Here is a 23,783-nt window from a genome sequence, read left to right as displayed (position 1 = left end):
GAACAGGCTAATGCGGCAGTTCTGCGCTCGCAACGATCCTACGCGAATTTGTTCGCATTGCGGACGGGAGTTCACATGACGTACACCTGAGGGTATCGTGGCACACATGGACAAAGTCGTTGCCTCCGCCGCCGAGGCCGTAGCCGACATCCCCGACGGCGTCACGATCGCCGTCGGAGGGTTCGGCCTGGTCGGCATCCCCGAGATCCTCATCAACGCGTTGCTCGAACAGGGCGCCACCGACCTCGAGACCGTCAGCAACAACTGCGGTACCGACGGCTTCGGGCTCGGCCTGCTGCTCGAGAAGGGCCGCATCCGCCGCACCATCTCGTCGTACGTCGGCTCCAACAAGGAGTTCGCACGCCAGTACCTCGCCGGCGAACTCGAAGTCGAGCTCACCCCGCAGGGCACGCTCGCCGAGCGCCTGCGCGCCGGTGGCGCGGGCATCCCCGCCTTCTTCACCCCGGCCGGCGTCGGCACGGCCGTCGAGGAGGGTGGACTCCCGCTGCGCTACGACGGTCACGGCGGCATCGCCCTCGCGTCGCAGCCGAAGGAGACCCGAGAGTTCGACGGCGAGACCTACGTGCTCGAACGCGGCATCGTCGCCGACTACGCACTCGTGCACGCCTGGAAGGGCGACCGCCACGGCAACCTCGTCTACCGCGCGAGCGCCCGCAACTTCAACCCGCCGGCCGCCGCCTCGGGTCGCATCACGATCGCGCAGGTCGAGCACCTCGTCGAACCCGGCGAACTCGACCCCAACGAAATCCACACGCCCGGCATCCACGTGCAGCGTGTCGTACACGTCGGCCCCGTCGAGGTCGGCATCGAGAACCGGACGGTGCGCTCATGACACAGGCAACGAAGAAGGGGCTGACCCGCGAGGAGATGGCGGCACGCGTCGCCAAGGAACTCGAGGACGGCCAGTACGTCAACCTCGGAATCGGCATGCCCACCCTCGTGCCGAACTATCTCGAGCCCGGCGTCGAGGTCATCCTGCACTCCGAGAACGGTGTGCTCGGCGTCGGCCCGTACCCGACCGAGGACGAACTCGACCCCGAGCTCATCAACGCCGGCAAGGAGACCATCACCGCGATTCCCGGTGCGTCGTACTTCGACTCGGCGCAGTCGTTCGGCATGATCCGCGGCGGCCAGATCGACGTCGCCGTCCTCGGCGCGATGCAGGTCTCCGCCAAGGGCGACATCGCCAACTGGATGGTGCCCGGCGCGATGGTCAAGGGCATGGGTGGCGCGATGGACCTCGTCCACGGCGCCAAGCGCGTCATCGTGATGATGGATCACGTCACCAAGAAGGGTGATCCGAAGATCCTCGAGGAGTGCGTGCTGCCGCTCACCGGTCGTGGATGCGTGCAGCGCATCATCACCGACCTCGCGGTCATCGACGTCACCGAAGAGGGATTGAAGCTCGTCGAGACGGCGCCCGGTGTGACCACCGAGGACGTCGTCGCAGCGACGGCGGCGAAGCTGATCGTCTGATCGGACAGTGACAGGGCCGGGCGCGAGTAGATCTCGTGCCCGGCCCTCTCAGTCGTAGTCGTCGTTGTCGGCCGTGAGCTCCGGGGCGTCGGGCTCCGGTTCCTCCCCGCCCACCTCCGGGATCAGTTCGTAGCGATGCCCGAACGACTCGGCGAGCGCCTGCAGGATCGCCACCACCGGCACGGACACCAGCGCCCCCACCGGGCCGAACAGTGTGGCACCGACGATCACCGAACCGAACGCCACCGCCGGGTGGATCGACACCGTGCGGGCCGTGATGCGCGGGTGGAGCACATAGTTCTCGATCTGCTGATAGACCGTGCCGAAGGCGATCACCCACACGCCGTCGAGCGGATGCTGCACCGCGGCGATGAGCGCGGGGAGCCCGATCGCCAGATAGGTACCGAGGGTCGGGATGAACTGCGAGACCACCCCGGTCCAGATCGCGAGGGGCAGCCAGTACGGAACTCCGATGATGAGGAAGAAGATTCCGGTGAAGATCGACGCGGCGGCGGCGAGGATCAATCGGGAGACGACGTAGCCGCCGGCCTTCTCCACCGAGGTCTCCCACACGTTCGCGATCAGCTGCTGCTGCCGGGCCGGGAACCAGCTCGCGATCGTCCGGCGCATCTTCGGCCCCTCGGCCGACATGTAGAAGACGAACAGCAGCATCGTCAGGATCTGGAACAGGGCACCGACCAGAGTGCTGAGGACGCCGAGGACACCGGGCGTGAACCGTTGCGCGAGATCACGAACCGTGTCGGGCGTGATCTTGAACAGCTCGTCCCCCGTCTTGAAGTTCGTGTCGAAGGTGCGGTTCGCCCAATCGGTGATGCGCGTGAGCGCGTCCGGCAGTGTGGTGAGCAACTGAGCGATCTGTTCGAACAGGAGCGTGCCGAACACCGCGAAGAACCCGACGGTGAGCAGGATCAGGGAGAACAGCACGAGACCGGTCCCGGCGCCGCGACGCATCCCGAACCGCTCGAGGCGGTCGACGATCGGTTCGATGGTGATGCTGAACAACCACGCCAGGAACAACAGGCCGAGGAAGCCCTTCAGATTGTGGAAGAGCCAACCCGACATCTGATAGAAGGCGACGGCCAGCAGAACACCGACGATCGTGGGCCGGAGCCAGCGGGGAGTTCGTGGACGATCGGCGACGGTTGCGCGCTTGGCCATCACACCCTCCCGCTCTGCAGAGACTCTGTGGCGAAATGTACTCGGTGAGCGCTGCCGGGGGAGCGGTACCGAGGCCGAGGGGCAGACACAAAAGAACCGGCCCGGACTCGTGTGAGTCCGGGCCGGTCGGTGGTAGCGGGGACAGGATTCGAACCTGCGACCTCTGGGTTATGAGCCCAGCGAGCTACCGAGCTGCTCCACCCCGCGTTGCATGTCCAACCATACACGACTTCCGAGGGTGCTCTGACCACCCCTCCTCCGGGCCGCCCGATCGAAGGGGAGGTTGTGTGCGACTTTCGCGAATTCGACGCACACAACATCCCCCGAGTTTCGACTCCCGACGCCGCGGTCGTCGTCAGAACAACGGCCCGCCCCCGAAGATGTCCCGGTGTGAATCGGGTTGGTTGCCTTCGACGTCCACGATGCCGTAGTCGAGTGCGGTCTCGGCGGTGATGAGGGTGCGGCCGCTGCGCGCGTTCACCTCGGGGTCGGCTGTGAGCGCGACGATCACCCGTCCGATGAACTCCGGTGTCTCGGCGTTGGCCAACGAGAAGCCCTCGAAGTTGTCGATGCCTCGGGCGAGCATGGCTTCGTTCTTCACCAGTCCCGGCCACAGCGACAGGGCGGTCACCCCGGTGCCCCGGAGTTCGACGGCCATGTCGGCGGCCATCTTGTCCAGGCCGGCCTTCGACATGCCGTACAGCACCGAATGCAGGTACCCGCGGGTGCCGAACGACGAGATGTTGACGATCGTCCCGTTGGTGCGTGGCACCATCAGCTGCGCGGCCTCGACGGAGGCGACGTAGTGCGCGCGGAGACCGACGCCGATCAGGCTGTCCCAGTCGCCGATCGGGCGTTTCCAGAACGGTTCGGAGAAACCTGCGAACCCCGGCGGTGACGCCCACACGTTGTTGACGAGCAGGTCGAGGCGGGAGTCCTGCTCGTCGGCGATCCGGCCGAACAGCTCGTGAATCTGTGCGTCGTCGCGGTGGTCGCACTGCACGGCGATACCTCGTCCGCCGCGTTCGGTGACCTCCGCCGCGGTGTGGTCGAGCGGTCCGTCGACACCGACGGGACCGCGCGCGGTGACGTAGACGGTCCAGCCGTCGGAGCCGAGCGCGCACGCGATGCCCTTGCCCACGCTGCGACTCGCGCCGGTGACCAGCGCAACCTTGGCTTCTGCCATCACTGCACCACTTCCACGTCGTCGGTGAGAGCCCGCTGGATCGACCACAGCACCTTCACGTGGCAGCGGGAGATCTTCCATTCGCCGTTCTCGACCACGTAGTCGTCGTCGTAGTCGAGCGCGGTGACCCGTTCGGTGCGCGTACGCAGATCCACCTGCCGGAACCGCAGCGTCCAGGCGGCGGTCGCGGTGTCGGGCCCGGTCAGGTGAATGCTCGGATGCATGCCGTGATGCATGTCGAGCACGACGTAGCGGTCGTCGACCCGTTCGAGAGCGATCCGGGAGTAGATGTCGACCAGGGCGTCGGCGTCGTCGAAGCTACCCAGCGCCGGTCCGTAGTAGATGTCGGCGCCCTGCGCGACGAAGCACCTGCGCATCGCGTCCGGGTCCTTGGCATCGCACGCCCGGAAGTAGCGATGCTTGAGCATCCTGATCTCTTCGAGAGCTTCGAGCCGGGCCAACCGTTGTTCGACGGTGTCCATCAGGATGCCTTCCGGTCGGGGACGAACGGTGTCCCGGACCCTAGCCTGCAACCATGGGACCAGAAGGGCGATACTCCCACTCACCGGGCGGGCGCACGCGTCTCAGCCCTTCAACTTCCATTCCGCGAGATCGACTGCGGTGGAGATCGCTTCGAGCAGCACGGACATGCGTTCGGCCGGACCCGGCGCGGCGAGAACCGCATAGCGGTCCGCTTCCCCCATCGGCACGTACCGGGCGAGCGCGAACAGTCGCGCCCCGGGATCCTCCGGCAACTCGGTAGTGGCGGGAGGCAGTGGAGCCCGGCCACCGGTGAGACGGTCGAGCACCCCGTACAGTCGGCCCATCGGCCCGGTGATCGCGGCGAAATCCACCGGCCCCGAATCGGTGTCGGGCCAGGGCTCCACCTCGGCGAGGGGATAGGGGTCGTCGGGAAGCCAGCGGGTGATGCGAATGCGTTCTTCCGCAATACATTCGAGTTCACGGCGACCCGCACCGACCTCGGTGTCGACCATGATCCGCGCGACAGTACCGACGTCGTGTCGCTGCTCGCCTCCGCCCACCTCGTGTCCTCGGGCGATGAGGACGACTCCGAAGCGGGGGCCGTCCGGCGATGCCGTGCAGTCCTGGACGAGCTGCTGATATCTCGGCTCGAAGATGCGCAACGGCAGGTCGGATCCAGGAAGCAGTGCGGTGCCGAGCGGGAACATGGGAAGTGTCGGCATCAGGGCATCCTCAGGCGCGGGGTCGGGGGAGCGGGGATCGGTTCGTCACGAGCGATCTCGGTGAGCAGATGATCGGCCCAGCTCGCCAGGCCGTCGATGTCGAGCCGGTGCGGCGGTTCGTCCTCGTAGTGCCGCACCCGCGCCTGTCCCTGCTTCAACAGCGACGCCGCGCCGGTGGGGTTGCCCCGGAGCAGATGCGTCAGCCCCACGGCGAGCTGGGCGAGGCCCTGCCAGAGGGGACGTTCCTCGGGCGGCGCCTTCTTCCACATCGCCTCGAAGACCTCGTGGGCATGGAACGGAAAACCGTGGTCGAGGAGACGCTGACCTTCGGCGATGGTCTCCTCGACATCCAGATCGATGTCTTCGGGAACACGTTCGACGCCTTCTTCGCCCGGCGGCAACGGACGCCCCAGGGCGTCGCGCGGACGCGCGTTCTGCGGCCTGCCGTCGGGTGTGCGGTCCCGGTCCGTCATGTCGCCAGCCTAGACGAACGGCCGGTTCGGGAAGGGATCACTGCCGTCGCAGGACGCCGCTCCGATCCTCGTGCGGCGGCTTGCGCACCCGGGACAGCTGCGCCGACAGTTCCCGGACGAATGCGTCGACGGTGCCCGGCGCGACGCGGAGGTCAGGGCCAGGGAGGAAGAGGTACCGGCCGTCGCCCACGACGTCGAACCAGCCGATGTCGGCGACGGGCGCGTACCCCGGATTCGAGTACCGCAGGATGCGGATGCTGCCGGTGGCCGAGCGTTCGCGACGCAGCAACCGGCGCAACGACTCTGCGTACGTGCCACCCGCCGGACGACGGACAGCGCCGAACTCGGCCGGCTCGAGCACATCCCGGCTCGGCGCGGTGCGTGCCGGTTCGCGGCCCGCTGCCACGACCGGCAGGTGTCCGACGATCGCACCCGCGAGATCGGTGGTCGTGGTGATGCGGATGTCGCCCGCGCCGGGAGCCTGATGGGCAAGGACGGCCTGCTCGTCGGTCGCGGCCGCGCGGACGAAGACTTCGCAGGTCGGGTCGGTGGAGCGGCCGTAGACCTCCACCGCGACCTCCCCGGTCAGCAGGATCCGCATCGCATCGTCGAGGGCAGGGTCGGGAGTCTCGTGCAGCCACGCGCGAGCGGCCTGCAGGTTCGCGGCGTGCTCGTCCTCCCACATCGCCGAGGTGCGATAGCGCAGAGGGAAGGGGAACTCGTCGCCACCCGCAGCGGTCCACGACGCCAGGAATCGATCGGGTGTCAGATACCGGTCCACAGCGCTCAGGCCCCCAGAACCGGCGGGGCGGTGTCGGGCAGCGACCCGATCAGTTCGTTCCCGTTCTCGCCGGTGACGAGATAACCGGCCGCGCGTTTGTCCTGTTCATCGCCGCGGGACGAGGCGGGGGCCATGCCGGGCATCATGCCGAACGGGCGGACACCGGCACCGCGAGTCGCGGCGGCACCGGGCTGGCCGGCAGCACCGCCGGTGGGTGCGGCTCCCGCGACGAGCGGAGCGGGACCTACCGCGGGCGATGACCCGCCGGCCGAGCCGACGCCACCGGCACCCGGTAGACCACCGCCCGACCCGACGGAAGGGGAACCGTACGACTGACCGGTCGGGCTTCCGAGGGCGCCGCTCGCTGCCGGGGAGGTGGATGCAGGAGTGGTCGCCGCAGGATCGTTCGAACCCTCGCCACCTGCCGAATCGGAACCTGTCGACCGGCCGTCCGTACCTTCACCGGACGTCGATGCATCCGTACGGTTCTCCGCGTCCGTGGCGGTCTGCCCACCCGGGCGTTCTCCGTCCCCGCTCGGCATTCCCGTCGGGTCGCCGGCAGTCCGGGCGCCGCCGACACTCGGTGTGCCGTAACCCTGGGGAACGAATGCCTCGGTGGCACGACTCGTCGTGGCGGCATACGGGGAGGGCAGGACCGGAACCGCCGTGCCGGAATCGCGGTAGTACGGCTTGTAGAGAGCTTCCATCACCCGCACGGCCTGGGCGCGAACGGCTTCCTCCTGCCGGGCGGCAGCAGCACCCGCGACGGGATCGAGCGCGTACAGGACCGACGACGTGTTCACCGTGGGTGGAGGCACGGACGCTCGCACCCGCTCGCCGACATCGGCGGCGATGCGGAGTTTCTCGGACGTCGCGCGTGCAGCATCGGACAACTGTTGGGCGGATTCGCCGAATCGCACCGTCGCGTCCATCGCGGCCTCGGCCGCCGGACCCTCCCAGTGCTGGCCGATGAGTTTGCGGATCATCAGCGTTCCCCATGCGACGGTGAGGCTGAAACCCTTTCCGAGTTCGGCCCATTCGGTGGCCAGGGTTGTCATCGCGACGGGATTGATGCTCTGGGCGAGCCGGTGGATGTCGGCATGCTCCATGCCGTGGAAGTTCTCGAACGCTGCGATGTATTCGGGATCGACTCCCGCGTCGATGCGCGCGGCGAGCGCGTCGTAGTTGGACTGCCGGCGGGAGACGGAATCGGGGACCGGGGCGTCGACCCCGAGCGACACCAGTAGTCGGTCGACGACGTTGTCATTCGTGGACATGGACGACAGCTCCCCCTCCGATGCTCTCGCGTCTCGAGGAGCCGACGGCGGCGCGATATCCCCCTGCCCACGTAGATCCCCCCGATCCGATGGTGGCGACGATGTTAACGCACGGCACCGACCAGACGCAGGGCAAGATCGGCATACAGGTCGCTGATCGTCGCGGCGTCGTCGTAGCGGCCCGAGGGGTACCAGCGGCACACGTCGACGCAGAGCGACATCAGCGCGAGAGTGACACCTTCGGCATCCGGGAGGGTGAACTTGCCCGAGACGTGGCCGGCGTCGACGACACCGCGCACGACCTGCGTGGTCTGCCGTCGTAGTCCGACGATCGTGCGGTAGTGCTCGCGGTCGAGTGCGGCCAGTTCGTACTGGATCACCCGGCTCCACCGGTGGTTCTCCGCCTGCCAGGCGGCGAAGCGCCCGATGACGGATGCGAGCCGATCGGACGGCTCGGCATCGGGACGGTCGGCGCTCTCGACGACCTGCAGGGCGAGCGCGTGGCCCTCGTAGGCAATGGCGAAGAGCAGCTCCTCCTTGGACGCGTAGTGCGGATACATCGCGGCGGGACTCATGCCGAGTCGCGCCGCGATCCGGCGCGTCGTGGTGCCGCCGTAGCCGTGCTCCGCGAACTCTTCTATCGCGGCCGTGCGGATGCGAGCAGCGGCCTTGGATCCGCCGACGACGTCGTCCCATGCATCACTCACGAGGGCGCTTCCGTTCTGTCCGGTTGGTGTTGACAAGCCCGCTACGGCATCGCACGATAAGCGAGCGCTTAGAAATAAGCCAGTGCTTATCGACTTGGTAACGGTGGGTGCGACGCGGGGTCCTCTCCGCGCTGCAATGCCTGCGGCAACATAGGATCCGCCGAAGAGAAGAATAGGACCTGGCTCTGAAAGGCAGTGCTGTCCAATCAAATTGGATACAGGCTGTTTGGTGGATGAGAAGGCGGTCGGCTATACAGTTCCTGTAGGCCCCGTCACAGCGAGGAGATGACGTATGTCCGTGCTCGACCGCTTCCGTCTCGACGGCCGCGTTGCCATCGTCACCGGTGCCTCTTCGGGCCTCGGTGTCGCATTCGCCCGAGGGCTGGCCGAGGCAGGGGCCGACGTCGTGCTCGCCGCACGCCGCGTCGACCGTCTCGAGGAGACCGCCGCGCTGGTCCGGGAGGCCGGACGGCAGGCCGTCACGGTCGAGACCGACATCGCCGATCCCGAACAGGCGCAGCGCATGGTCGATCACGCGGTCGAGCAGCTCGGCCGGGTGGACATCCTCATCAACAATGCCGGTATCGGCACCGCCGTCCCGGCGACCAAGGAGACCCCCGAGCAGTTCCGGCAGGTCATCGACATCAACCTGAACGGATCCTATTGGGCGGCACAGGCCGTCGGCCGTGTGATGCAGCCCGGTAGCTCGATCGTCAACATCTCGTCGGTCCTCGGTCTCACCACGGCCGGCCTGCCGCAGGCCGCGTACTCGGCCAGCAAGGCGGGCGTCATCGGCCTCACGCGCGACCTGGCCCAGCAGTGGGGAGCGCGCAAGGGAATCCGCGTCAACGCCATCGCACCCGGCTTCTTCCACACGGAGATGACGGACGAGTACCAGCCCGGCTACCTCGACTCGATGAAGCAGCGAATCATCCTCGGCCGGACCGGGGATGCCGAGGAGATCGCGGCCACCGCGGTCTGGCTGGCGTCCGACGCCGCCGCCTACGTCACCGGTCAGACAATCGCCGTGGACGGCGGACTCACCATCACCTGACGGCACCACCCATCCCCCTACGGAGGAACGCTATGAGCACACAGCCCCGCACTGCCATCGTCACCGGAGCCGCACGCGGCATCGGCGCAGCCGTCGCCAAGCGGCTCGCCGGCGACGGCTACCAGGTCGCCGTCCTCGACCTCGACGAATCCGCCTGCAAGGACACCGTTTCGGCCATCGAGTCCGCCGGTGGTAAGGCGCTTGCTGTGGGTGCCGACGTCTCCGACGAGAAGTCCGTCGCGGCTGCCGTCGAGAAGGTCGCCACCGAACTCGGCGAGCCCACCGTCCTGATCAACAACGCCGGCATCACGCGCGACAACCTGCTGTTCAAGATGACGGTCGAGGACTGGGACGCCGTCATGAACGTGCACCTGCGCGGCGCCTTCCTCATGACGCGTGCCGTCCAGAGCTACATGGTCGACGCCAAGTTCGGTCGCATCGTCAACCTCTCGAGCACCTCGGCGCTCGGCAACCGCGGCCAGGTCAACTACTCCGCTGCCAAGGCCGGCATGCAGGGCTTCACGAAGACCCTCGCGATCGAGCTGGGCAAGTTCGGTGTCACCGCCAACGCCATCGCGCCGGGCTTCATCGCCACCGAGATGACCGCCGCGACCGCCGAGCGTCTCGGCGTGTCGTTCGACGACTTCAAGTCGAACGTCGCGGCCGACATCCCGGTCGGCCGCATCGGCGAGGTCGACGACATCGCCCACACCGCATCGTTCCTCGCGTCCGAGGGCGCGGGCTTCGTGTCCGGTCAGGTCATCTACGTGGCCGGTGGCCCGAAGGCCTGATCCACTTCCGTACCTCCGCGGCGCCGCGTCCCATCCGGGACTGCGGCGCCGCGGTCGTTTTCAGCGGATCGGACGGAACTTGTCGGTCGCCCCGGCTAGCCTTCCGGCATGAGCGAGAAGGTCAAGGGACCCGAGTCGTATTTCCCGTCGATCGAGCAGAAGTACGGGCGCCCGATCGAGGAGTGGAAGACCATGATCCGCGCGTCGGATCTCGGCAAGCACATGGAGCTGGTGAACTGGCTCAAAGAGGAACACGGCATGGGCCACGGGCACGCCAACGCTCTCGTCGCGCACACTCTGAAGGAACAGAGCCCCGACTGACGAGAGCGTCCGTCTACGGCAACCGCGGGGGCGGCGTGCGGTAGGTCGCGGGGGTGGCGCTGAGCCGGATCGGGTTGGCGATCTGGCGCAGCGGAGCGTCCCGCTCGGGATCGTCGATCGACACCACCGGCGACAGGCCGAGTCGTTCGGCAAGCGCGACCGCGTCGGCGATGTCGTTGAGCGGACCGCACGGCACCCGGGCTGCGGTCAGGGCGTCGAACCACTCGTCGGCCGTCTTGGCCGAGAGCAACTCGTCGACGATCTTCGTCAGTTCCTCCCGGTTCGCGACACGGGCGGTGTTCGTGGTGAACCGGTCGTCGGAGGCGAGTTCGGGAGCGCCGAGAACCTCGACCAGCGAGGCGAATTGACGATCGTTGCCGACGGCGAGGACGAACGGTCGATCGGCGGTGTGGAACACCTCGTAGGGCGCGATGCTCGGATGACGGTTGCCCATGGCCTTCGGCACCACACCCGCCGCGACATAGCCGGACGACTGGTTCGCCAGCGCCGACAGCAGAGATGACAGCAGGTTCACCTCGACACGCTGGCCCTCGCCGGTGCGGTCGCGGTGCCGAAGTGCGGCGAGAATTCCTACCGCAGCGTGCATTCCGGTGATGACGTCGACCACGGCCACACCGACCTTGGTGGGTGTCGCCGGGTCGGGCCCGGTGATGCTCATCAGACCGCCGACGGCCTGGATGAGCAGGTCGTAGCCGGGCAGATTGTTGTGCCCGCCGAAGCCGGTGATCGAGGTGTAGACGATGCCGGGGTTGAGTTCCCGGACCTGTTCGTATCCGAGCCCGAGCCGAGTCATCGTGCCGGGCAGGAAGTTCTCGACGACGACATCGGCGCGGGCGACGAGATCGCGTGCCTGCCCGAGTCCTTCGTCGGTGGTCAGGTCGATGGCCACCGACTTCTTGTTGCGGTTGACGCCGAGGAAGTAGGTCGACTCGTCGCCGACCCAGGGCGGGCCCCAGTGCCGGGTGTCGTCCCCGAAGCCGGGGCGTTCGATCTTGACGACCTCCGCCCCGAGGTCGGCGAGCAGCATGGTGGCGTAGGGGCCGGCGAGCACGCGACCGAAGTCGGCGATCACCAGCCCCTCGAGCGCACCGGGAAGGGTGGTCACCGGAAAGCCGCCTCGCCGGTCAGCGCCTTGCCGATGGTCAGCTGGTGGACCTCGGAGGTGCCCTCGTAGGTCAGCACCGATTCGAGGTTGTTGGCGTGACGGATGACGGGGTACTCGAGCGTGATGCCGTTGGCGCCGAGGATGGTCCGGCACTCGCGGGCAATCGCGATGGCCTCGCGCACGTTGTTGAGCTTGCCGAGGCTGACCTGCTCCGGGGCGATCTCGCCGCGGTCCTTGATGCGGCCGAGGTGGTAGGCGAGCAGGTGGCCCTTGCCGACCTCGAGCGCCATGTCGGCGATCTTGGCCTGGGTGAGCTGGTAGCCGGCGAGCGGCTTGTCGAACACCTCGCGGGACTGCGAGTACTCGATGGCGGTCTCGAGGCAGTCGCGGGCGGCGCCGATGGCACCGAAGACGATGCCGAAGCGGGCCTCGCCGAGGGAGGTCAGCGGTCCGCGCAGGCCCTTGGCCTTCGGCATCATCGCCGAGGCGGGCAGGCGCACGCCGTCGAGGACGAGTTCCGAGGTGACCGAGGCGCGCAGGGACAGCTTGGAGTGGATCTCCGGGGCGGAGAAACCGGGGGTGTCGGTGGGGACGACGAAGCCGCGGATGCCCTTGGCGCCTTCTTCGAGGTCGGTTTGCGCCCAGACGACGGCGACGTCGGCGATCGAGCCGTTGGTGATCCACATCTTGGTGCCGTTGAGGATCCAGTCGTCGCCGTCGCGCTTGGCGTTGGTGCGCATCCCGGCGGGGTTGGAGCCGAAGTCGGGCTCGGTCAGGCCGAAGCAGCCGATGGCCTCGCCGGCGGCCATGCGGGGGAGCCATTCCTGCTTCTGCTCTTCGCTGCCCCAGTGGTGGATGGAGAACATCGCCAGCGAGCCCTGCACGGACACGAGGCTGCGGATGCCGGAGTCGACGGCCTCGAGTTCGAGACAGGCCAGGCCGTAGGCGGTGGCGCTCATGCCGGCGCAGCCGTAGCCGTCGAGGTGCATGCCGAGCACGCCCAGCTGTCCGAGTTCCTTGGCGAGCTCGCGTGCCGGGAGCTTCGCTTCCTCGAACCACTGGGCCACGTGCGGGCGGATGCGCTCGTTACCGAACTTGCGGACGGTGTCGCGGATGTCGATCTCCTCCTGCTCGAGCAGGGAGTCGAGGGCGAACAGCTGGGTGAGCGACTGAGCGTTGGACATGGCCTTCTCCGGTGGTCGAGGAAACGTTTGTCAGAACGATTGCGAGAACGTTTGCACGATCGATTGCATGGCCTACGCTAAAGGCATGCTCCGGGCACGTCAACCCGGAACACGAACTCGATGCCGCACAAGCAGGAGAGCCGCATGCCCCGTCCCGACCGCGCCCCGACGCTCAAGGAGATCGCCGAGCGCGCCGGTGTCCACGTCTCGACGGCATCCCGCGTGCTGCGCCAGCCCGAACCGGTCGACGGCTGGTCGGACTCGGCCCTGCGGGTGCGGGAGGTCGCGGCCCAACTGGGATATCGCCCCAACCTGTGGGCGGCGAGCCTGCGGACCCGCAAGACCACGACCCTCGGTGTCGTCATGCCGCGACTCACCGACGGCGTGGTCGCCACGACCTACCAGGGCATCGAGGAAGCCGCCACGAAAGCGGGCTACTCGGTACTGCTGTCGAGCCCACCCGACGACCTCGAGGCGCAACGTCGCGCCATCGCGCTGCTCGTGGGCCGGCAGGTCGACGGTCTGCTGCTGAGCAGCATGCACCTCCCGGGTCGCCCGTTCGTCGAGTCGCTGGCGCTCGGATCGCTGCCCATCCTCGCGGTCACCCGGCACGCCGACGCAGGCTTGCCGTTCGTGGTGGGCGACGACTACCGGGGTGGAGCACTGGCCGCCCGACACCTGCTCGACCGCAGCTACGACGACCTGGCGATCATCGCCGGCCCCGACCATGCCAGCACCGCCCGCGACCGGCGTGACGGCTTCGTCGACACCCTGAAGGAAGCATCGGTGGCACTGCCGCCCGAACGGATCGTGCGGTCGAGCTTCGACGTCGCCGGGGGTGTGGAGGCCGCGCGTGCGCTGCTGGATCGCCCCGATCGTCCCCGAGCGATCTTCGCGGTCAGCGACACCATCGCCATCGGCATCCTCGGTGTCGCCCGCGACCTGGGTCTGTCCATCCCGGACGATCTCGCCGTGGTCGGTTACAACGACATCCCCGTCGTGGCGCAGCTGCCGGTTCCGCTCACCACCGTGCGGTCGCCCGCGCACGACATCGGGGTGACCGCCATCGAGCGGCTCCTCGAACTCGTGCAAAACGGAGAAACGGAATCGGCGCGACTTCCCGTCGAACTCGTGGTGCGCGCCTCGAGCTGAGCGACCTCACCCGTTACCGCGGCCGCTGTTCCCGTTGCCGCTGTTCCCGTTCCCGTTTCCGTTGTTGTCGTCGTGGTTGCCGCTGTTCCCCCGCGAATTGCCGTTCCCGTTGTTGTTGCCGGGTCCGCTGTTCCCGCGGGACTCGGATTCGGACCTCGTGGGCCCGGCATCCGCAGGCGGTGCGACGGGAGCGGTCTCCGGAGCGGGCACGACGGGCGGAACCACGGCGGTCTCGTCCGCTGTGCGCGCCGGGACGATCGTCGATTCGGGGGTCGCAGGAAGCTCGGTGGTGGCCGGTACCCGCTCGGGCGTCGATGCCGACATGCCGGGCGTCCGGGTCTCGGGTGTGGCCGCCGGCGGGGAATCGCCCCGCCCGAATCCGAGCGCGAGACCGCCCACGGCGAGCGCCCCGACCAGCGTCAGACTCGCCGCGACGAGAACTCCACGGGAACGGTCCGTGCCCGCGGTGGCCGTCGGCCCGCCGATCTCACTCGCCGGCAGGAGGGCTGTCGCGGCGCGGTATCCGTCGGAATTCTGCAATGCCGCGAGCATCTCGTGCGCACTGCGGAACCGGTCGGAAGGCTCTCGTGCCATGGCCCGTTCGATCACTGCGACGAGCCCCGGATGGGCATCCGGGCGGAGATCGGCGAGTGGCCGCGGACGGTCGTGCGTGATGGCCCGTGCCAGCGCGAGGATGTTGTCCTCGGCGAACGGCCTCCGCCCGCACAGGGACTCGTAGCCGACGACCCCGACCGCGTACAGATCGTCCGTCACGGACGCGGGGTGACCGGTGATGCGGTCCGGGCTCAGATAGGCGACGGTCCCCACGAGTTCACCGGTGTGGGTGAGGTCGTCGCCGACGCTCTTCGCGATACCGAAGTCGGCGACCTTGATCTCGCCGTTCTCTGCGATGAGCACGTTCGCCGGCTTGATGTCCCGGTGGAGGATCCCCGCCCCGTGTGCGGCGACGAGGGCCTCGAGAATTCCGGTGAGCACCGTACGCACCCGATCGTCGGGTAGGGGACCGCGGGCGATGTCGTCGGCGAGGGTCCGCCCGGGGAGCCGTTCCATAACGATGTAGGGACGTCCGTCGTGTTCACCCGTGTCGTACACGGCGACGATGCGAGGGTGGTTCAGGGCCGCGGCGGCCCGGGCCTCGACCTCGAAACGACGTCGTACGTCCGGTCTGCTGCCGACCTCCCGTCCGAGCAGTTTGACCGCGACGGGCCGGTGGAGGCGGGTGTCCCGACCGTCGTGGATCTCGCCGCTGCCGCCGACGCCGAGCAGACCGCTCAGCTCGTAGCGGCCGTCGAGAACTTTGTGGACGGTCACAGGGGGACGGTAGCCGTTCGGAGGGGGAAGTAAACAAAATGCGGTGGTGAGAGGACGTGCATGCGAGCTTCATCCGTGATCTTCACCCGCTGCTCGTAACGCGTTTGTAATTCGTGCCGATCTCATGCCCAGGGAGAACCACGCTGCCGGAGGTCTGGATGAAGACGATTGTGCGAGCCGGGATCGTCGCCGGCATGGCAGCTGCATCGATGGTGTGGCCGGTGTCCGCGATGAGCGACCCGGGTAACGAGCAGGGCATCCGATACGTCGCGCTCGGCGACTCGCGCGCCGCCGGACCCTACCTCGACGCAGCGGCGATGCTCAGCGGATGCGCCCGCGCGGACGCGGGCTATCCGAACCTCGTCGCAGGTTCGCTGCAGACCGTCAGCTTCGTCAACGTCGCGTGTTCGGGTGCGCGCACCGAGCACATCACGTCCGTCCCGCAACAGACGTCGACCGGATCGGTCCCGCCGCAGATCGATTCGCTCCCGCCGGACACGAATCTCGTCACGCTGAGTATCGGCGGCAACGATGTCGGCTGGTCGGGGCTCGTCTCGGCCTGCTACACCGAGCTTCCGGGCGGCGACGCGCACTGCCGCACCGATCCGGGCACCACGTCGCGCATGGACGCCGCCCTGAGTGCACTCGGACCGAAGGTCACCGCGACACTGACCGCCGTCCAGCAACGCGCACCGCGCGCACGGGTTCTGCTGGTCGGGCACGGCGGTGTCTTCGGCAACCGGGGCTGCTGGCCCAACATCCCCACCAGCGATGCCGACGCCTCCTTCGTGACGAACTTCTTCGTGCGGATGAACCGAGTACTCGCCCGGTCTGCCGGTGAGGCCGGTGCCGAGTTCGTGGACGTCATGTCCGGCTCGGAAGGACACGATGCGTGTGCACCCTCCGAGCAGCGCTGGTACGAGGGACGGCAGTCGCAGTCGCTGGCGAAGGCTCTGCATCCCACCGCTGCGGGGATGCGGCACATGGCGCAGCGGGTGACGAACGTCTGGTACCAGCGGGGCTAGGTAGACAACCGAAAAGTGAGGCTCACAACCCTCATGGTCGACCACCAGGGTTGTGAGCCTCACTTCTGCGTTGTGGACCCAGAAACCGACGACCAGCGGCGTTTCGTTCGCGACACTCGCCGGACACGACGGCGAAAAAGTGGAATGCTGCACTCCACTGCGTGCTCACATCCGTCGAACCGGTCCTGCGCGGGAGGCCTCGATGACGATCTACCGACAACAGCTCGGCGGAACCGGTTACGAGTTCGACGGCCTCGTCGATCTGCTCGGGAAGGCCTCCCCCCGCCGCTCGGGCGATGAACTCGCCGGATGCGCTGCCACTTCGGATGCCGAACGTGCCGCGGCACAGCTGGCCCTCGCCGACCTCCCGCTGACCATCTTCCTCACCGAGGCGGTCGTGCCGTACGAGACCGACGAGGTCACCAGGCTGATCGTCGATACCCACGACGCGACGGCCTTCGCCCCGGTCTCGCACATGACCGTCGGGGAGCTGCGCGACCACCTGCTGGAGGTCGCGGCCCGACCGGACTCCGCCGACGTGCTCGCGGCACTCTCGCCGGGACTCACCCCGGAGATGGTCGCAGCGACCAGCAAGGTCATGCGCAACCAGGACCTCATCGCGGTCTCCCGCGCTGCGACGGTGACCAGCGCGTTCCGCACGACCATCGGGTTGCCCGGCCGGCTCGCGACGCGCCTGCAACCGAACCATCCCGTCGACGATCCTCGTGGGGTCGCCGCGTCCGTCCTCGACGGTCTGCTGATGGGCTGCGGCGACGCGGTGGTCGGCATCAATCCGGCGAGCGACTCACCGCACGCGGTGTCCGACCTGCTGCACCTGCTCGACGAGATCCGGCAACGATTCGAGATCCCCACCCAGTCGTGCGTGCTGACCCACGTCACCACCACGATCGATCTGATCGAGAAGGACGCGCCGGTCGACCTGGTGTTCCAGTCCGTCGCCGGCACCGAGGGCGCCAACCGCAGCTTCGGTGTGGACCTCGCAGTGCTGCGGGAGGGCAACGAGGCCGGCAGGTCGCTGCGACGGGGGACCGTCGGTAACAACGTCATGTACTTCGAGACGGGGCAGGGTTCGGCGTTGTCGTCGGGAACCCATCTCGGCACCGGGGGCAGGCCGGTGGATCAGCAGACTCTCGAAGCGCGCGCGTATGCCGTTGCGCGCGAGTTCGAACCGCTGCTCGTCAACACGGTCGTCGGGTTCATCGGACCGGAATATCTGTACGACGGCAAGCAGATCATCCGCGCCGGGCTCGAAGACCAGTTCTGCGGCAAACTTCTCGGCCTGCCGATGGGCGTCGACGTCTGCTACACCAACCATGCCGAGGCCGACCAGGACGACATGGACACCCTGCTCACCCTGTTGGCCGTTGCCGGAACAGCATTCGTCATCACGGTGCCCGGTGCCGACGACGTGATGCTCGGCTACCAGTCGCTGTCGTTCCACGACGCGCTGTACGTCCGGGAGGCCGCCGATCTGCGACCGGCACCGGAGTTCGAGGACTGGCTACGCAGGCAGGGTATGGCGGACGACGTCGGTCGCATCCTGCCGGTGGACGTCGGCACGTCCCCGCTGCGCGCACTCGGAGGTGCCCTGTGAGCGACCTGTGGGACGAACTGCGTCGGCACACCCAGGCCCGGATCGGACTGGGACGCACCGGGAACAGCATCCCGACACGCCGTCATCTGGAATTCGTGGCGGCCCATGCCGAGGCGCGCGACGCCGTGCACGTCCCGCTCGATGTGCATTCCTTGGCTCAGCGGGTTCGTGATCTCGGGCTCGGTGAGCAGTTGATCGTGGAAAGCGCAGCAGGAGATCGCAGTACGTATCTGCGTCGCCCCGACCTCGGCCGGCAGCTCGCCGAGGGAACCATGCTGCCGCGAACGGAGGCCGATCTCGGCATCGCGCTGTGCGACGGGTTGTCGTCCACCGCTCTCGACGCCCACGGACCCGATCTGCTCGCGGCGATCGTCGCTGCCCTGCCGGGGCTGACCGTGGCGTCACCGGTGATCGCGACGCAGGCCCGCGTCGCGCTGGGCGACCGTATCGGTGAGCGGCTCGGCGTCACGACGATGCTCGTGATCATCGGCGAACGTCCCGGCCTGTCGGTGGCCGACAGTGTCGGCGTGTACCTGACGCACCACCCGAGGCCGGGACGCAGTGACGCCGAACGCAACTGCGTGTCGAACATCCATCCGCCCGGCGGGATGACCTACGAGCACGCGGCGCGCGTCGTAGCGGCCCTCGTGAACGGGGCGCGGCAGTTGGGGGCGTCGGGGGTGGCGTTGAAGGACACCTCGCGGGACCCCGCGCTCACCGAACCCGACAGCGGAGCGGGAATCGGTCATCGGAGCGCGCAATAACGCGCGCCTGTGACCATTTCGCGCTCCGCTGCATCGAGGACCTGCTGATTACTGCGCGGTATAGCCGCCGTCCACGAGGAATTCCCCACCGGTGACGAACGACGCTTCGTCGCTCGCCAGGAACGCGATGAGGCCGGCCACTTCGTCCGAGGTGCCGAGCCTACCCATCGGTGTCAGTGCGGTCATCCGCTCGCGTCCCTGATCGCCGAGGGTGGGGGTGTCGATGAAACCCGGGTGCACCGAGTTCACCCGGACACCTTCCGACGCCCAGGCGACGGCCGTGTTCTTGGACAGCGTCCGCACCGCGCCCTTCGCGGCCGCGTACGCCGGAGCGGATCCGAAGCCTCCGACGACGCCGAACATCGAACTGACGTTGACGACCGAACCGTAGCCGGACGCCTTCAGCGCGGAGCTCGCCGCACGCTGACCGAGGAAGACGCTGGTCTGCGTCACCGCGATGACCCGGGCGTAGAGCTCCGTGTCGGTGTCCTCGATCAGGTCCGGGTGAGCGATTCCGGCGTTGTTCACCAGGATCCCGAGGCCCCCGAAGGTGTCGACCGTTTCGGCGATCGTCTCCTGCCACTCCGTTTCGGAGGAGACGTCCAGGTGCCGGTAGACGGCTCGACCGCCCCCGTCCACGATCGACTGCGCCACGGCGGTGCCGTGGTCGTCCTGGATATCGGCGACGACCACGGCCCCACCTTCGGCAGCGATGCGTTCCGCGACCGCACGGCCGATCCCGCTCGCGGCGCCGGTCACCAGCGCCACCTTGTTCTCGAATCGATTCATCGACCCGCTCCCTTCGCGGAGTTCCGCATGTGGGATGTCAGACTCCGAGAGCGACCCGACCGGCAGTGGCCCCACCGTCGACGATCAGATCGTGCCCGGTGACGTAGTTCGCGTCGTCCGAGGCGAGGTACAGGATTCCTGTGGCCATCTGGGAGGGTTTCGCGGCGTATCCGATGGGCTGGAGTTTGTCGAGGACGTCGACGATGCCCTCCACGTCCGGCACCATGCCGCTCAGCATGGTGCCCGGCGAGATCGTGTTCACGCGAACACCTTTGGGTGCGAGCTCGAGTGCGCACGCCTTGGACATCGCGACCACGGCCGCCTTCGTGCCGCAGTAGACGGCCATACCCTCGGTGGGCAGGTAACCGCCGTTCGAGGCCGTATTGACGATGACGCCGGATCCCTGCTCCGCCATGACGCGACCTGCCGCTCGCGTGCCGTAGAAGATGCCGGCGAAGTTCACGGCGACCACACGCTCGAAGTCGTCGTTCGTCGTGTCGAGAAGCGGGCCGGCAGCGTGGACTCCGGCGTTGTTGCACATCACGTCGAGTCGTCCGTATCGGGCGACGGTCCCGCTGACGAGAGCGTCGACCTCGACGGGGTTGCCGACGTCGGTGCGGACGAAGTCGGCGCCGATCTCCTGCGCTGCGGCCTCACCCGCCTCCTGGCTGATGTCCGCCATGACCACGCGAGCGCCTTCGGCGGTCATCAGTTCGGCGGTCGCCCGGCCGAGACCGGAGGAAGCGCCGGTGATGATGACGATCTTGTCCTGCATACGGTGTGCCATGTCGGCCTTTCGGATGGTGGTGCCGGGAAGTGGAAATGTCAGGCGGTGGGCGAACCGAGGGTGCGCTCGGCGTGCAGCGTTTCGCTGCGCTTCTTCAGTGCGACGGCGGTGTCGTCGAACGCCCGCTTCACCCACGCACCGCTGTCGGCCATGATCTGGTGTGCTTCCTCGCCGAGGAAGGCGTCGGTGGAGTAGTAGCGGCACCGGTTCTCGTCGATCGGTTCGATCACCTGATCGCGTCGCGCGGCCTGCGCGGAGAGTTCGGTGGGACGGAGTTCCCACGACAGCAGGCGTTCCGGCACCACGGCACAGACGTATTCGGTGTACGGGAAGGTCTCCGTGGCTCCCGAGTAGTCGGCCAGCGTCATGTTCACGGGCGCACCGATTTCCAGCGTCGATTCCACCGCGATGCAGAAGGGGTTCCAGCTCGGATAGTTGTCGAGGTCGGTGAGGACCTCCCAGACGACGCTCGCGGGTGCGTCGATCTCGACCGTGGCAGAGCGAACGGTGGTAGCAGAATCGTATGCGGGGATGGACAGTTCGGTCATCGTTCCTCCGAAGGTCAGCGGATGAGGGTTCCCAGGTCGACCGGAATCTGAGCTCCGGTGATGTGACGGGCTTCGTCGGACAGCAGCCAGGCGACGGTTCCGGCGATGTCCTCCGCGTCGGTCGCCTCGTCGGGCAGGGCGTTCATGAAGATCGGACCGAGGGTGGCGGCGTGGTCGGCGATCATCTGCTGCATCTCGACGGGCTGCATGTCGGTGGTCACCCCGGCGGGGTGAACGGTGTTGACGCGGATGCGGTGCTGTCCGAGTTCGTTGGCCAGGGTCTTGCACAGGCCGACGACTCCGTGCTTGCTGGCCGAGTATGCGGCGACGAACGGCAGCCCGCGCAAGCCCGCCACCGAGCTCGTCATGACGATGGAGCCGCCGCGGCCCTGCTCGAGCAGGATCGGCACGGCCGCCTTGACGGTGTGGAAGACCCCGGTCAGGTTGATGTCGATGGTCTCCTTCCACTGCTCGAGGGCGTGCTCCCAGGTGGTGGCGGCGGTGCAGACACCGGCATTGGCGACGACGACGTCGAGGCCGCCGAGTTCGGCGACGCCCTCCGAGAGCGCCTGCTGGAGCGCGTCGAAGTCGCGGACGTCTACCTCGCGGGCGACGATGCGCCGGCCGAGCGCTTCGACCTCCTTGACGGTGACGGCCAGATCGTCGGGGGTGGCGCCGGGATAGGCGGGGTATTCGAGGGGCTTGCAGATGTCGACGGCGATGATGTCGGCGCCCTCGCTCGCGAGCCGGACGGCTTCGGCGCGGCCCTGGCCGCGGGCGGCTCCGGTGATGAAAGCGATCTTGCCTTCGAAGCGGCGTGTGCTCGTCATGGTGCTCCGTTCGGAACGGGGGTGGGTAGGGTCGGGCTCAGGCGAAGGACGCGTGTCCACCGTTCAAGACGGCACCGCCGTCGGTGGTGACGTCGAAGCGCGCGCCGGTCGCGTCGCCCCAGGCACGGACCTGCGCGGTGTCGCCCGGGAAGACGGGTGCCGCGAACCGGCCGGACAGGGTCTTCAGGTCGGCCGGGTGGGCGCCGAGCAGGTCTGCGAGAGGCAGGGTGGTCGCAGCGAGGGTGCACAGGCCGTGCAGGATCGGACGCGGCTGCCCGATGCGTGCTGCGGCGTCGGGATCGATGTGGATGTGGTGCCGGTCGCCGGTCAGGCGGTAGAGAGCGGCCTGATCGGGATCGGTCGTCAGAGTGCCGACGACGGTCGGGTCCCCCTCGGGTGCGGACGGCGCCGACGGGCCGCGATCGCCACCGAATCCGCCCGCGCCGGGGGCGAACAGCGACCAGGTGGCCACGAAGTAGTCGCTCTCGACGACCACCTCGAAGACCGCGGCGCGGCCCTTGTCCCAGACCTCGCCGACTCGCGCCGACATCGAGATCTCGCCGGACCGGGGCAGGGGAGCGAGCACGTCGAGACTCTGGGAGCCGTGGAGAGCGGTCTTCGTGTCGAACGCCCCGAGTGCGCCCAGCGCATCGGGTGCCCACTGTGCCAGGGTCAGGGCGAAGGTGGGCAGGACGCGGAGCCGGTCCTCGAAGACCAGGTCGAGGTCGGTGGCGCGGGCGCCGACCGCCAGCGCGTACAGGACGGCGTCGCGCTCGTCGTAGCCGACCACTCGGGTGCCCAGGTCGAGGCCACGCCACCGGGTGGGGGTCGACGTCGTTTCGGTCATCGATGGAGATCCCTTCTGGTGTTGACGGCGCGCGTGTGATGTATCTGCCGCGTCACACGCGCGCCGGGGTGAATCGCGGATAGTCGAGGTAGCCTTCGGCGCCCCCGCCGTAGTAGGTGTTCGGGTCCGGTGCCGTCAGCGGCCACCCGTTCTGCAGGCGTGCGACGAGGTCGGGGTTCGCGATGAACGGTTGCCCGAAAGCGGCGAGGTCGATCAGGTCCCGTTCGAACAGTTCGTCGGCGTGCTTCTGGGTCATTCCGCCGGCGAGGATGATCGTTCCCCGGAACCGGGCACGGAAGGCCGTGAGGAAGTCGATGTCGAGAAGCCGACCGCCGGCAGGCCGCTGGTCGATGAGGTGGATGTAGGCGAGGTTACGGCGCGACAGTTCCGAGGCCAGGTACAGATAGGTCTCTGCGGCCTCGGGATAGGCGGGCATGTCGAACAGTTCGCTGAACGGGGAGAGCCGGATCCCGACGCGGGCGGAGCCGAGGACGTCGATCACGGCGTCGACCGTCTCGAGCAGGAACCGGGCGCGATCGGTGTAGGAGCCGCCGTACCGGTCGGATCGGGTGTTGGTCGCGGGGTTGAGGAACTGTTCGAACAGGTAGCCGTTGGCGCCGTGCAACTCGACACCGTCGAAGCCGGCCACCTCGGCATTGGTTGCTGCACGGGCGAAGTCGTCGACCACGCGGCCGACTTCCTCGGTGCTCAGCGGGCGGGGATCACCGACGTCGACGAAGCCGACGTTCCCGTCGTCGTCGAGCGCGAAGATCTTGCTCTCCGGAGCGGGCACGGCGCCTGCGCTGACGGGTTGTCCGCCGTCCGGCTGGAGGGAGGCGTGCGACAACCGGCCGACGTGCCAGAGCTGGGCGAAGATCCGCCCGTCCTCACTGTGGACGGCGTCGGTGACCGTGCGCCATCCGGCGACCTGCGCCGGCGACCAGATTCCCGGGACGTATACGTAGCCTTGCGCTTCCGGGGATATCGGTGTGCCTTCGGTGACGATCAGTCCGGCGGTCGCCCGCTGGCGGTAGTACTCCGCCGTCTCCGCGGTGGGGATGGTGTCGATGCACCGTGCCCGTGTCATGGGCGCCATCACGAGACGATTGTCGAGGACGAGTCCGCCGAGCCGATGGGTGTCGAACAACCGAGTCAACGCTGTCTCTTTTCTGGAGGAGGTCTACGACTCTTGTTCACGGCCGCGGCGCGGAATTCGACCGGACCGTGGTGTCCGGAGATCGATTCGCGACGGAAAATATTGGTATAGAACAGATCTCACTCGAACGGGCCGTGATGGGGATCACTGTAGCCTT

26 protein-coding genes and 1 tRNA gene are annotated in these 23,783 nt (G+C 67.9%); 9 read left to right on the top strand and 18 right to left on the bottom strand.

What is annotated here, in order from left to right:
• The first annotated feature begins 106 nt into the window (after window positions 1-106).
• On the top strand, window positions 107-853 hold the full coding sequence (locus AC0LPE_RS22230) for a CoA transferase subunit A (RefSeq protein WP_016695872.1): 747 nt from the start codon (window positions 107-109) through the stop codon (window positions 851-853).
• Window positions 850-1,497, top strand: coding sequence for a CoA transferase subunit B (locus AC0LPE_RS22225; RefSeq protein ID WP_088898027.1), 648 nt, complete (start codon window positions 850-852; stop codon window positions 1,495-1,497). The genes AC0LPE_RS22230 and AC0LPE_RS22225 overlap by 4 nt, the downstream gene beginning before the upstream one ends.
• A gap of 48 nt (window positions 1,498-1,545) precedes the next feature.
• Here AC0LPE_RS22225 and AC0LPE_RS22220 read toward each other — a convergent pair whose 3' ends face one another.
• The 9 genes from AC0LPE_RS22220 to AC0LPE_RS22180 all read right to left on the bottom strand — a co-directional run bounded on the left by AC0LPE_RS22220 (window position 1,546) and on the right by AC0LPE_RS22180 (window position 8,305).
• Window positions 1,546-2,676 carry an AI-2E family transporter gene (locus AC0LPE_RS22220; RefSeq protein WP_490605255.1) on the bottom strand — a complete coding sequence of 377 codons (1,131 nt, stop codon included), beginning with the start codon at window positions 2,674-2,676 and terminating at the stop codon, window positions 1,546-1,548.
• Window positions 2,677-2,806: 130 nt separating this feature from the next.
• Window positions 2,807-2,883 (bottom strand) — tRNA-Met (locus AC0LPE_RS22215).
• A gap of 148 nt (window positions 2,884-3,031) precedes the next feature.
• Complete coding sequence (locus AC0LPE_RS22210) at window positions 3,032-3,862, bottom strand: SDR family NAD(P)-dependent oxidoreductase (protein WP_490605254.1); 831 nt, start codon at window positions 3,860-3,862, stop codon at window positions 3,032-3,034.
• On the bottom strand, window positions 3,862-4,344 hold the full coding sequence (locus AC0LPE_RS22205; RefSeq protein WP_490605253.1) for a nuclear transport factor 2 family protein: 483 nt from the start codon (window positions 4,342-4,344) through the stop codon (window positions 3,862-3,864). The genes AC0LPE_RS22210 and AC0LPE_RS22205 overlap by 1 nt, the downstream gene beginning before the upstream one ends.
• A gap of 102 nt (window positions 4,345-4,446) precedes the next feature.
• Window positions 4,447-5,067 carry an LON peptidase substrate-binding domain-containing protein gene (locus AC0LPE_RS22200; RefSeq protein WP_490605252.1) on the bottom strand — a complete coding sequence of 207 codons (621 nt, stop codon included), beginning with the start codon at window positions 5,065-5,067 and terminating at the stop codon, window positions 4,447-4,449.
• Entirely contained in the window at window positions 5,067-5,540 is a 474-nt protein-coding gene (locus AC0LPE_RS22195; protein ID WP_443209988.1) for a DUF309 domain-containing protein, read from the bottom strand. The genes AC0LPE_RS22200 and AC0LPE_RS22195 overlap by 1 nt, the downstream gene beginning before the upstream one ends.
• Before the next feature lie 37 nt (window positions 5,541-5,577).
• Window positions 5,578-6,321: an ESX secretion-associated protein EspG gene (locus tag AC0LPE_RS22190; protein WP_490605251.1), complete on the bottom strand. Its 744-nt coding sequence runs from the start codon at window positions 6,319-6,321 to the stop codon at window positions 5,578-5,580.
• A gap of 5 nt (window positions 6,322-6,326) precedes the next feature.
• Window positions 6,327-7,598: a PPE domain-containing protein gene (locus tag AC0LPE_RS22185; protein ID WP_490605250.1), complete on the bottom strand. Its 1,272-nt coding sequence runs from the start codon at window positions 7,596-7,598 to the stop codon at window positions 6,327-6,329.
• 104 nt (window positions 7,599-7,702) lie between these two features.
• Window positions 7,703-8,305 carry a TetR/AcrR family transcriptional regulator gene (locus AC0LPE_RS22180; protein ID WP_490605249.1) on the bottom strand — a complete coding sequence of 201 codons (603 nt, stop codon included), beginning with the start codon at window positions 8,303-8,305 and terminating at the stop codon, window positions 7,703-7,705.
• A 292-nt stretch (window positions 8,306-8,597) separates the two neighbouring features.
• On the opposite strand from AC0LPE_RS22180, the gene AC0LPE_RS22175 reads away from it, so the two are divergent.
• The 3 genes from AC0LPE_RS22175 (at window position 8,598) to AC0LPE_RS22165 (ending at window position 10,471) form a co-directional block, all read left to right on the top strand.
• Entirely contained in the window at window positions 8,598-9,359 is a 762-nt protein-coding gene (locus AC0LPE_RS22175; RefSeq protein WP_230824747.1) for an SDR family NAD(P)-dependent oxidoreductase, read from the top strand.
• A gap of 32 nt (window positions 9,360-9,391) precedes the next feature.
• Window positions 9,392-10,150: a 3-oxoacyl-ACP reductase FabG gene (gene fabG, locus AC0LPE_RS22170; RefSeq protein ID WP_490605248.1), complete on the top strand. Its 759-nt coding sequence runs from the start codon at window positions 9,392-9,394 to the stop codon at window positions 10,148-10,150.
• Window positions 10,151-10,258: 108 nt separating this feature from the next.
• On the top strand, window positions 10,259-10,471 hold the full coding sequence (locus AC0LPE_RS22165) for a DUF4287 domain-containing protein (protein ID WP_016931585.1): 213 nt from the start codon (window positions 10,259-10,261) through the stop codon (window positions 10,469-10,471).
• Window positions 10,472-10,484: 13 nt separating this feature from the next.
• Here AC0LPE_RS22165 and AC0LPE_RS22160 read toward each other — a convergent pair whose 3' ends face one another.
• Both AC0LPE_RS22160 and AC0LPE_RS22155 read right to left on the bottom strand, forming a co-directional pair.
• Window positions 10,485-11,597 (bottom strand): CaiB/BaiF CoA transferase family protein, encoded by a 1,113-nt coding sequence (locus AC0LPE_RS22160; protein ID WP_490605247.1) that lies wholly within the window; start codon window positions 11,595-11,597, stop codon window positions 10,485-10,487.
• Window positions 11,594-12,781 (bottom strand): acyl-CoA dehydrogenase family protein, encoded by a 1,188-nt coding sequence (locus AC0LPE_RS22155; protein ID WP_016695852.1) that lies wholly within the window; start codon window positions 12,779-12,781, stop codon window positions 11,594-11,596. The genes AC0LPE_RS22160 and AC0LPE_RS22155 overlap by 4 nt, the downstream gene beginning before the upstream one ends.
• A 144-nt stretch (window positions 12,782-12,925) precedes the next feature.
• On the opposite strand from AC0LPE_RS22155, the gene AC0LPE_RS22150 reads away from it, so the two are divergent.
• The gene (locus tag AC0LPE_RS22150) at window positions 12,926-13,933 is read left to right on the top strand and encodes a LacI family DNA-binding transcriptional regulator (protein ID WP_490605246.1); all 1,008 of its coding nucleotides are present in this window, start codon (window positions 12,926-12,928) and stop codon (window positions 13,931-13,933) included.
• 6 nt (window positions 13,934-13,939) lie between these two features.
• Here the strand turns inward: AC0LPE_RS22150 and AC0LPE_RS22145 are convergent, their stop codons facing one another.
• Window positions 13,940-15,265 carry a serine/threonine-protein kinase gene (locus tag AC0LPE_RS22145; RefSeq protein WP_423657941.1) on the bottom strand — a complete coding sequence of 442 codons (1,326 nt, stop codon included), beginning with the start codon at window positions 15,263-15,265 and terminating at the stop codon, window positions 13,940-13,942.
• A gap of 158 nt (window positions 15,266-15,423) precedes the next feature.
• Here AC0LPE_RS22145 and AC0LPE_RS22140 point away from each other — a divergent pair, with 158 nt between their 5' ends.
• The 3 genes from AC0LPE_RS22140 to eutC all read left to right on the top strand — a co-directional run bounded on the left by AC0LPE_RS22140 (window position 15,424) and on the right by eutC (window position 18,669).
• Window positions 15,424-16,290 carry an SGNH/GDSL hydrolase family protein gene (locus AC0LPE_RS22140; protein WP_490605245.1) on the top strand — a complete coding sequence of 289 codons (867 nt, stop codon included), beginning with the start codon at window positions 15,424-15,426 and terminating at the stop codon, window positions 16,288-16,290.
• A 202-nt stretch (window positions 16,291-16,492) separates the two neighbouring features.
• Window positions 16,493-17,905, top strand: coding sequence for an ethanolamine ammonia-lyase subunit EutB (locus tag AC0LPE_RS22135; RefSeq protein WP_490605244.1), 1,413 nt, complete (start codon window positions 16,493-16,495; stop codon window positions 17,903-17,905).
• Window positions 17,902-18,669 (top strand): ethanolamine ammonia-lyase subunit EutC, encoded by a 768-nt coding sequence (gene eutC / locus AC0LPE_RS22130; RefSeq protein ID WP_490605243.1) that lies wholly within the window; start codon window positions 17,902-17,904, stop codon window positions 18,667-18,669. The genes AC0LPE_RS22135 and eutC overlap by 4 nt, the downstream gene beginning before the upstream one ends.
• Before the next feature lie 48 nt (window positions 18,670-18,717).
• Here eutC and AC0LPE_RS22125 read toward each other — a convergent pair whose 3' ends face one another.
• Genes AC0LPE_RS22125 through AC0LPE_RS22100 form a run of 6 tightly spaced genes read right to left on the bottom strand, consistent with a single transcriptional unit; the run spans window position 18,718 to window position 23,626 of the window.
• Window positions 18,718-19,458 (bottom strand): SDR family NAD(P)-dependent oxidoreductase, encoded by a 741-nt coding sequence (locus tag AC0LPE_RS22125; RefSeq protein WP_490605242.1) that lies wholly within the window; start codon window positions 19,456-19,458, stop codon window positions 18,718-18,720.
• A 37-nt stretch (window positions 19,459-19,495) separates the two neighbouring features.
• Window positions 19,496-20,245: an SDR family NAD(P)-dependent oxidoreductase gene (locus AC0LPE_RS22120; protein WP_443209100.1), complete on the bottom strand. Its 750-nt coding sequence runs from the start codon at window positions 20,243-20,245 to the stop codon at window positions 19,496-19,498.
• Window positions 20,246-20,283: 38 nt separating this feature from the next.
• Window positions 20,284-20,793: an SRPBCC domain-containing protein gene (locus tag AC0LPE_RS22115; protein WP_490605241.1), complete on the bottom strand. Its 510-nt coding sequence runs from the start codon at window positions 20,791-20,793 to the stop codon at window positions 20,284-20,286.
• 14 nt (window positions 20,794-20,807) lie between these two features.
• Window positions 20,808-21,623, bottom strand: a complete 816-nt coding sequence (locus AC0LPE_RS22110) for a mycofactocin-coupled SDR family oxidoreductase (RefSeq protein ID WP_443209099.1) — start codon at window positions 21,621-21,623, stop codon at window positions 20,808-20,810.
• Between the two features lie 37 nt (window positions 21,624-21,660).
• Entirely contained in the window at window positions 21,661-22,470 is an 810-nt protein-coding gene (locus AC0LPE_RS22105; RefSeq protein WP_085470403.1) for a MaoC/PaaZ C-terminal domain-containing protein, read from the bottom strand.
• A 52-nt stretch (window positions 22,471-22,522) separates the two neighbouring features.
• Window positions 22,523-23,626, bottom strand: a complete 1,104-nt coding sequence (locus tag AC0LPE_RS22100; protein WP_228525525.1) for an alkene reductase — start codon at window positions 23,624-23,626, stop codon at window positions 22,523-22,525.
• Window positions 23,627-23,783 lie beyond the last annotated feature (157 nt).

The sequence above is a fragment of the Rhodococcus sp. S3 genome (genome assembly GCF_058211795.1).
This window is presented reverse-complemented; position numbering and strand designations above follow the sequence as displayed.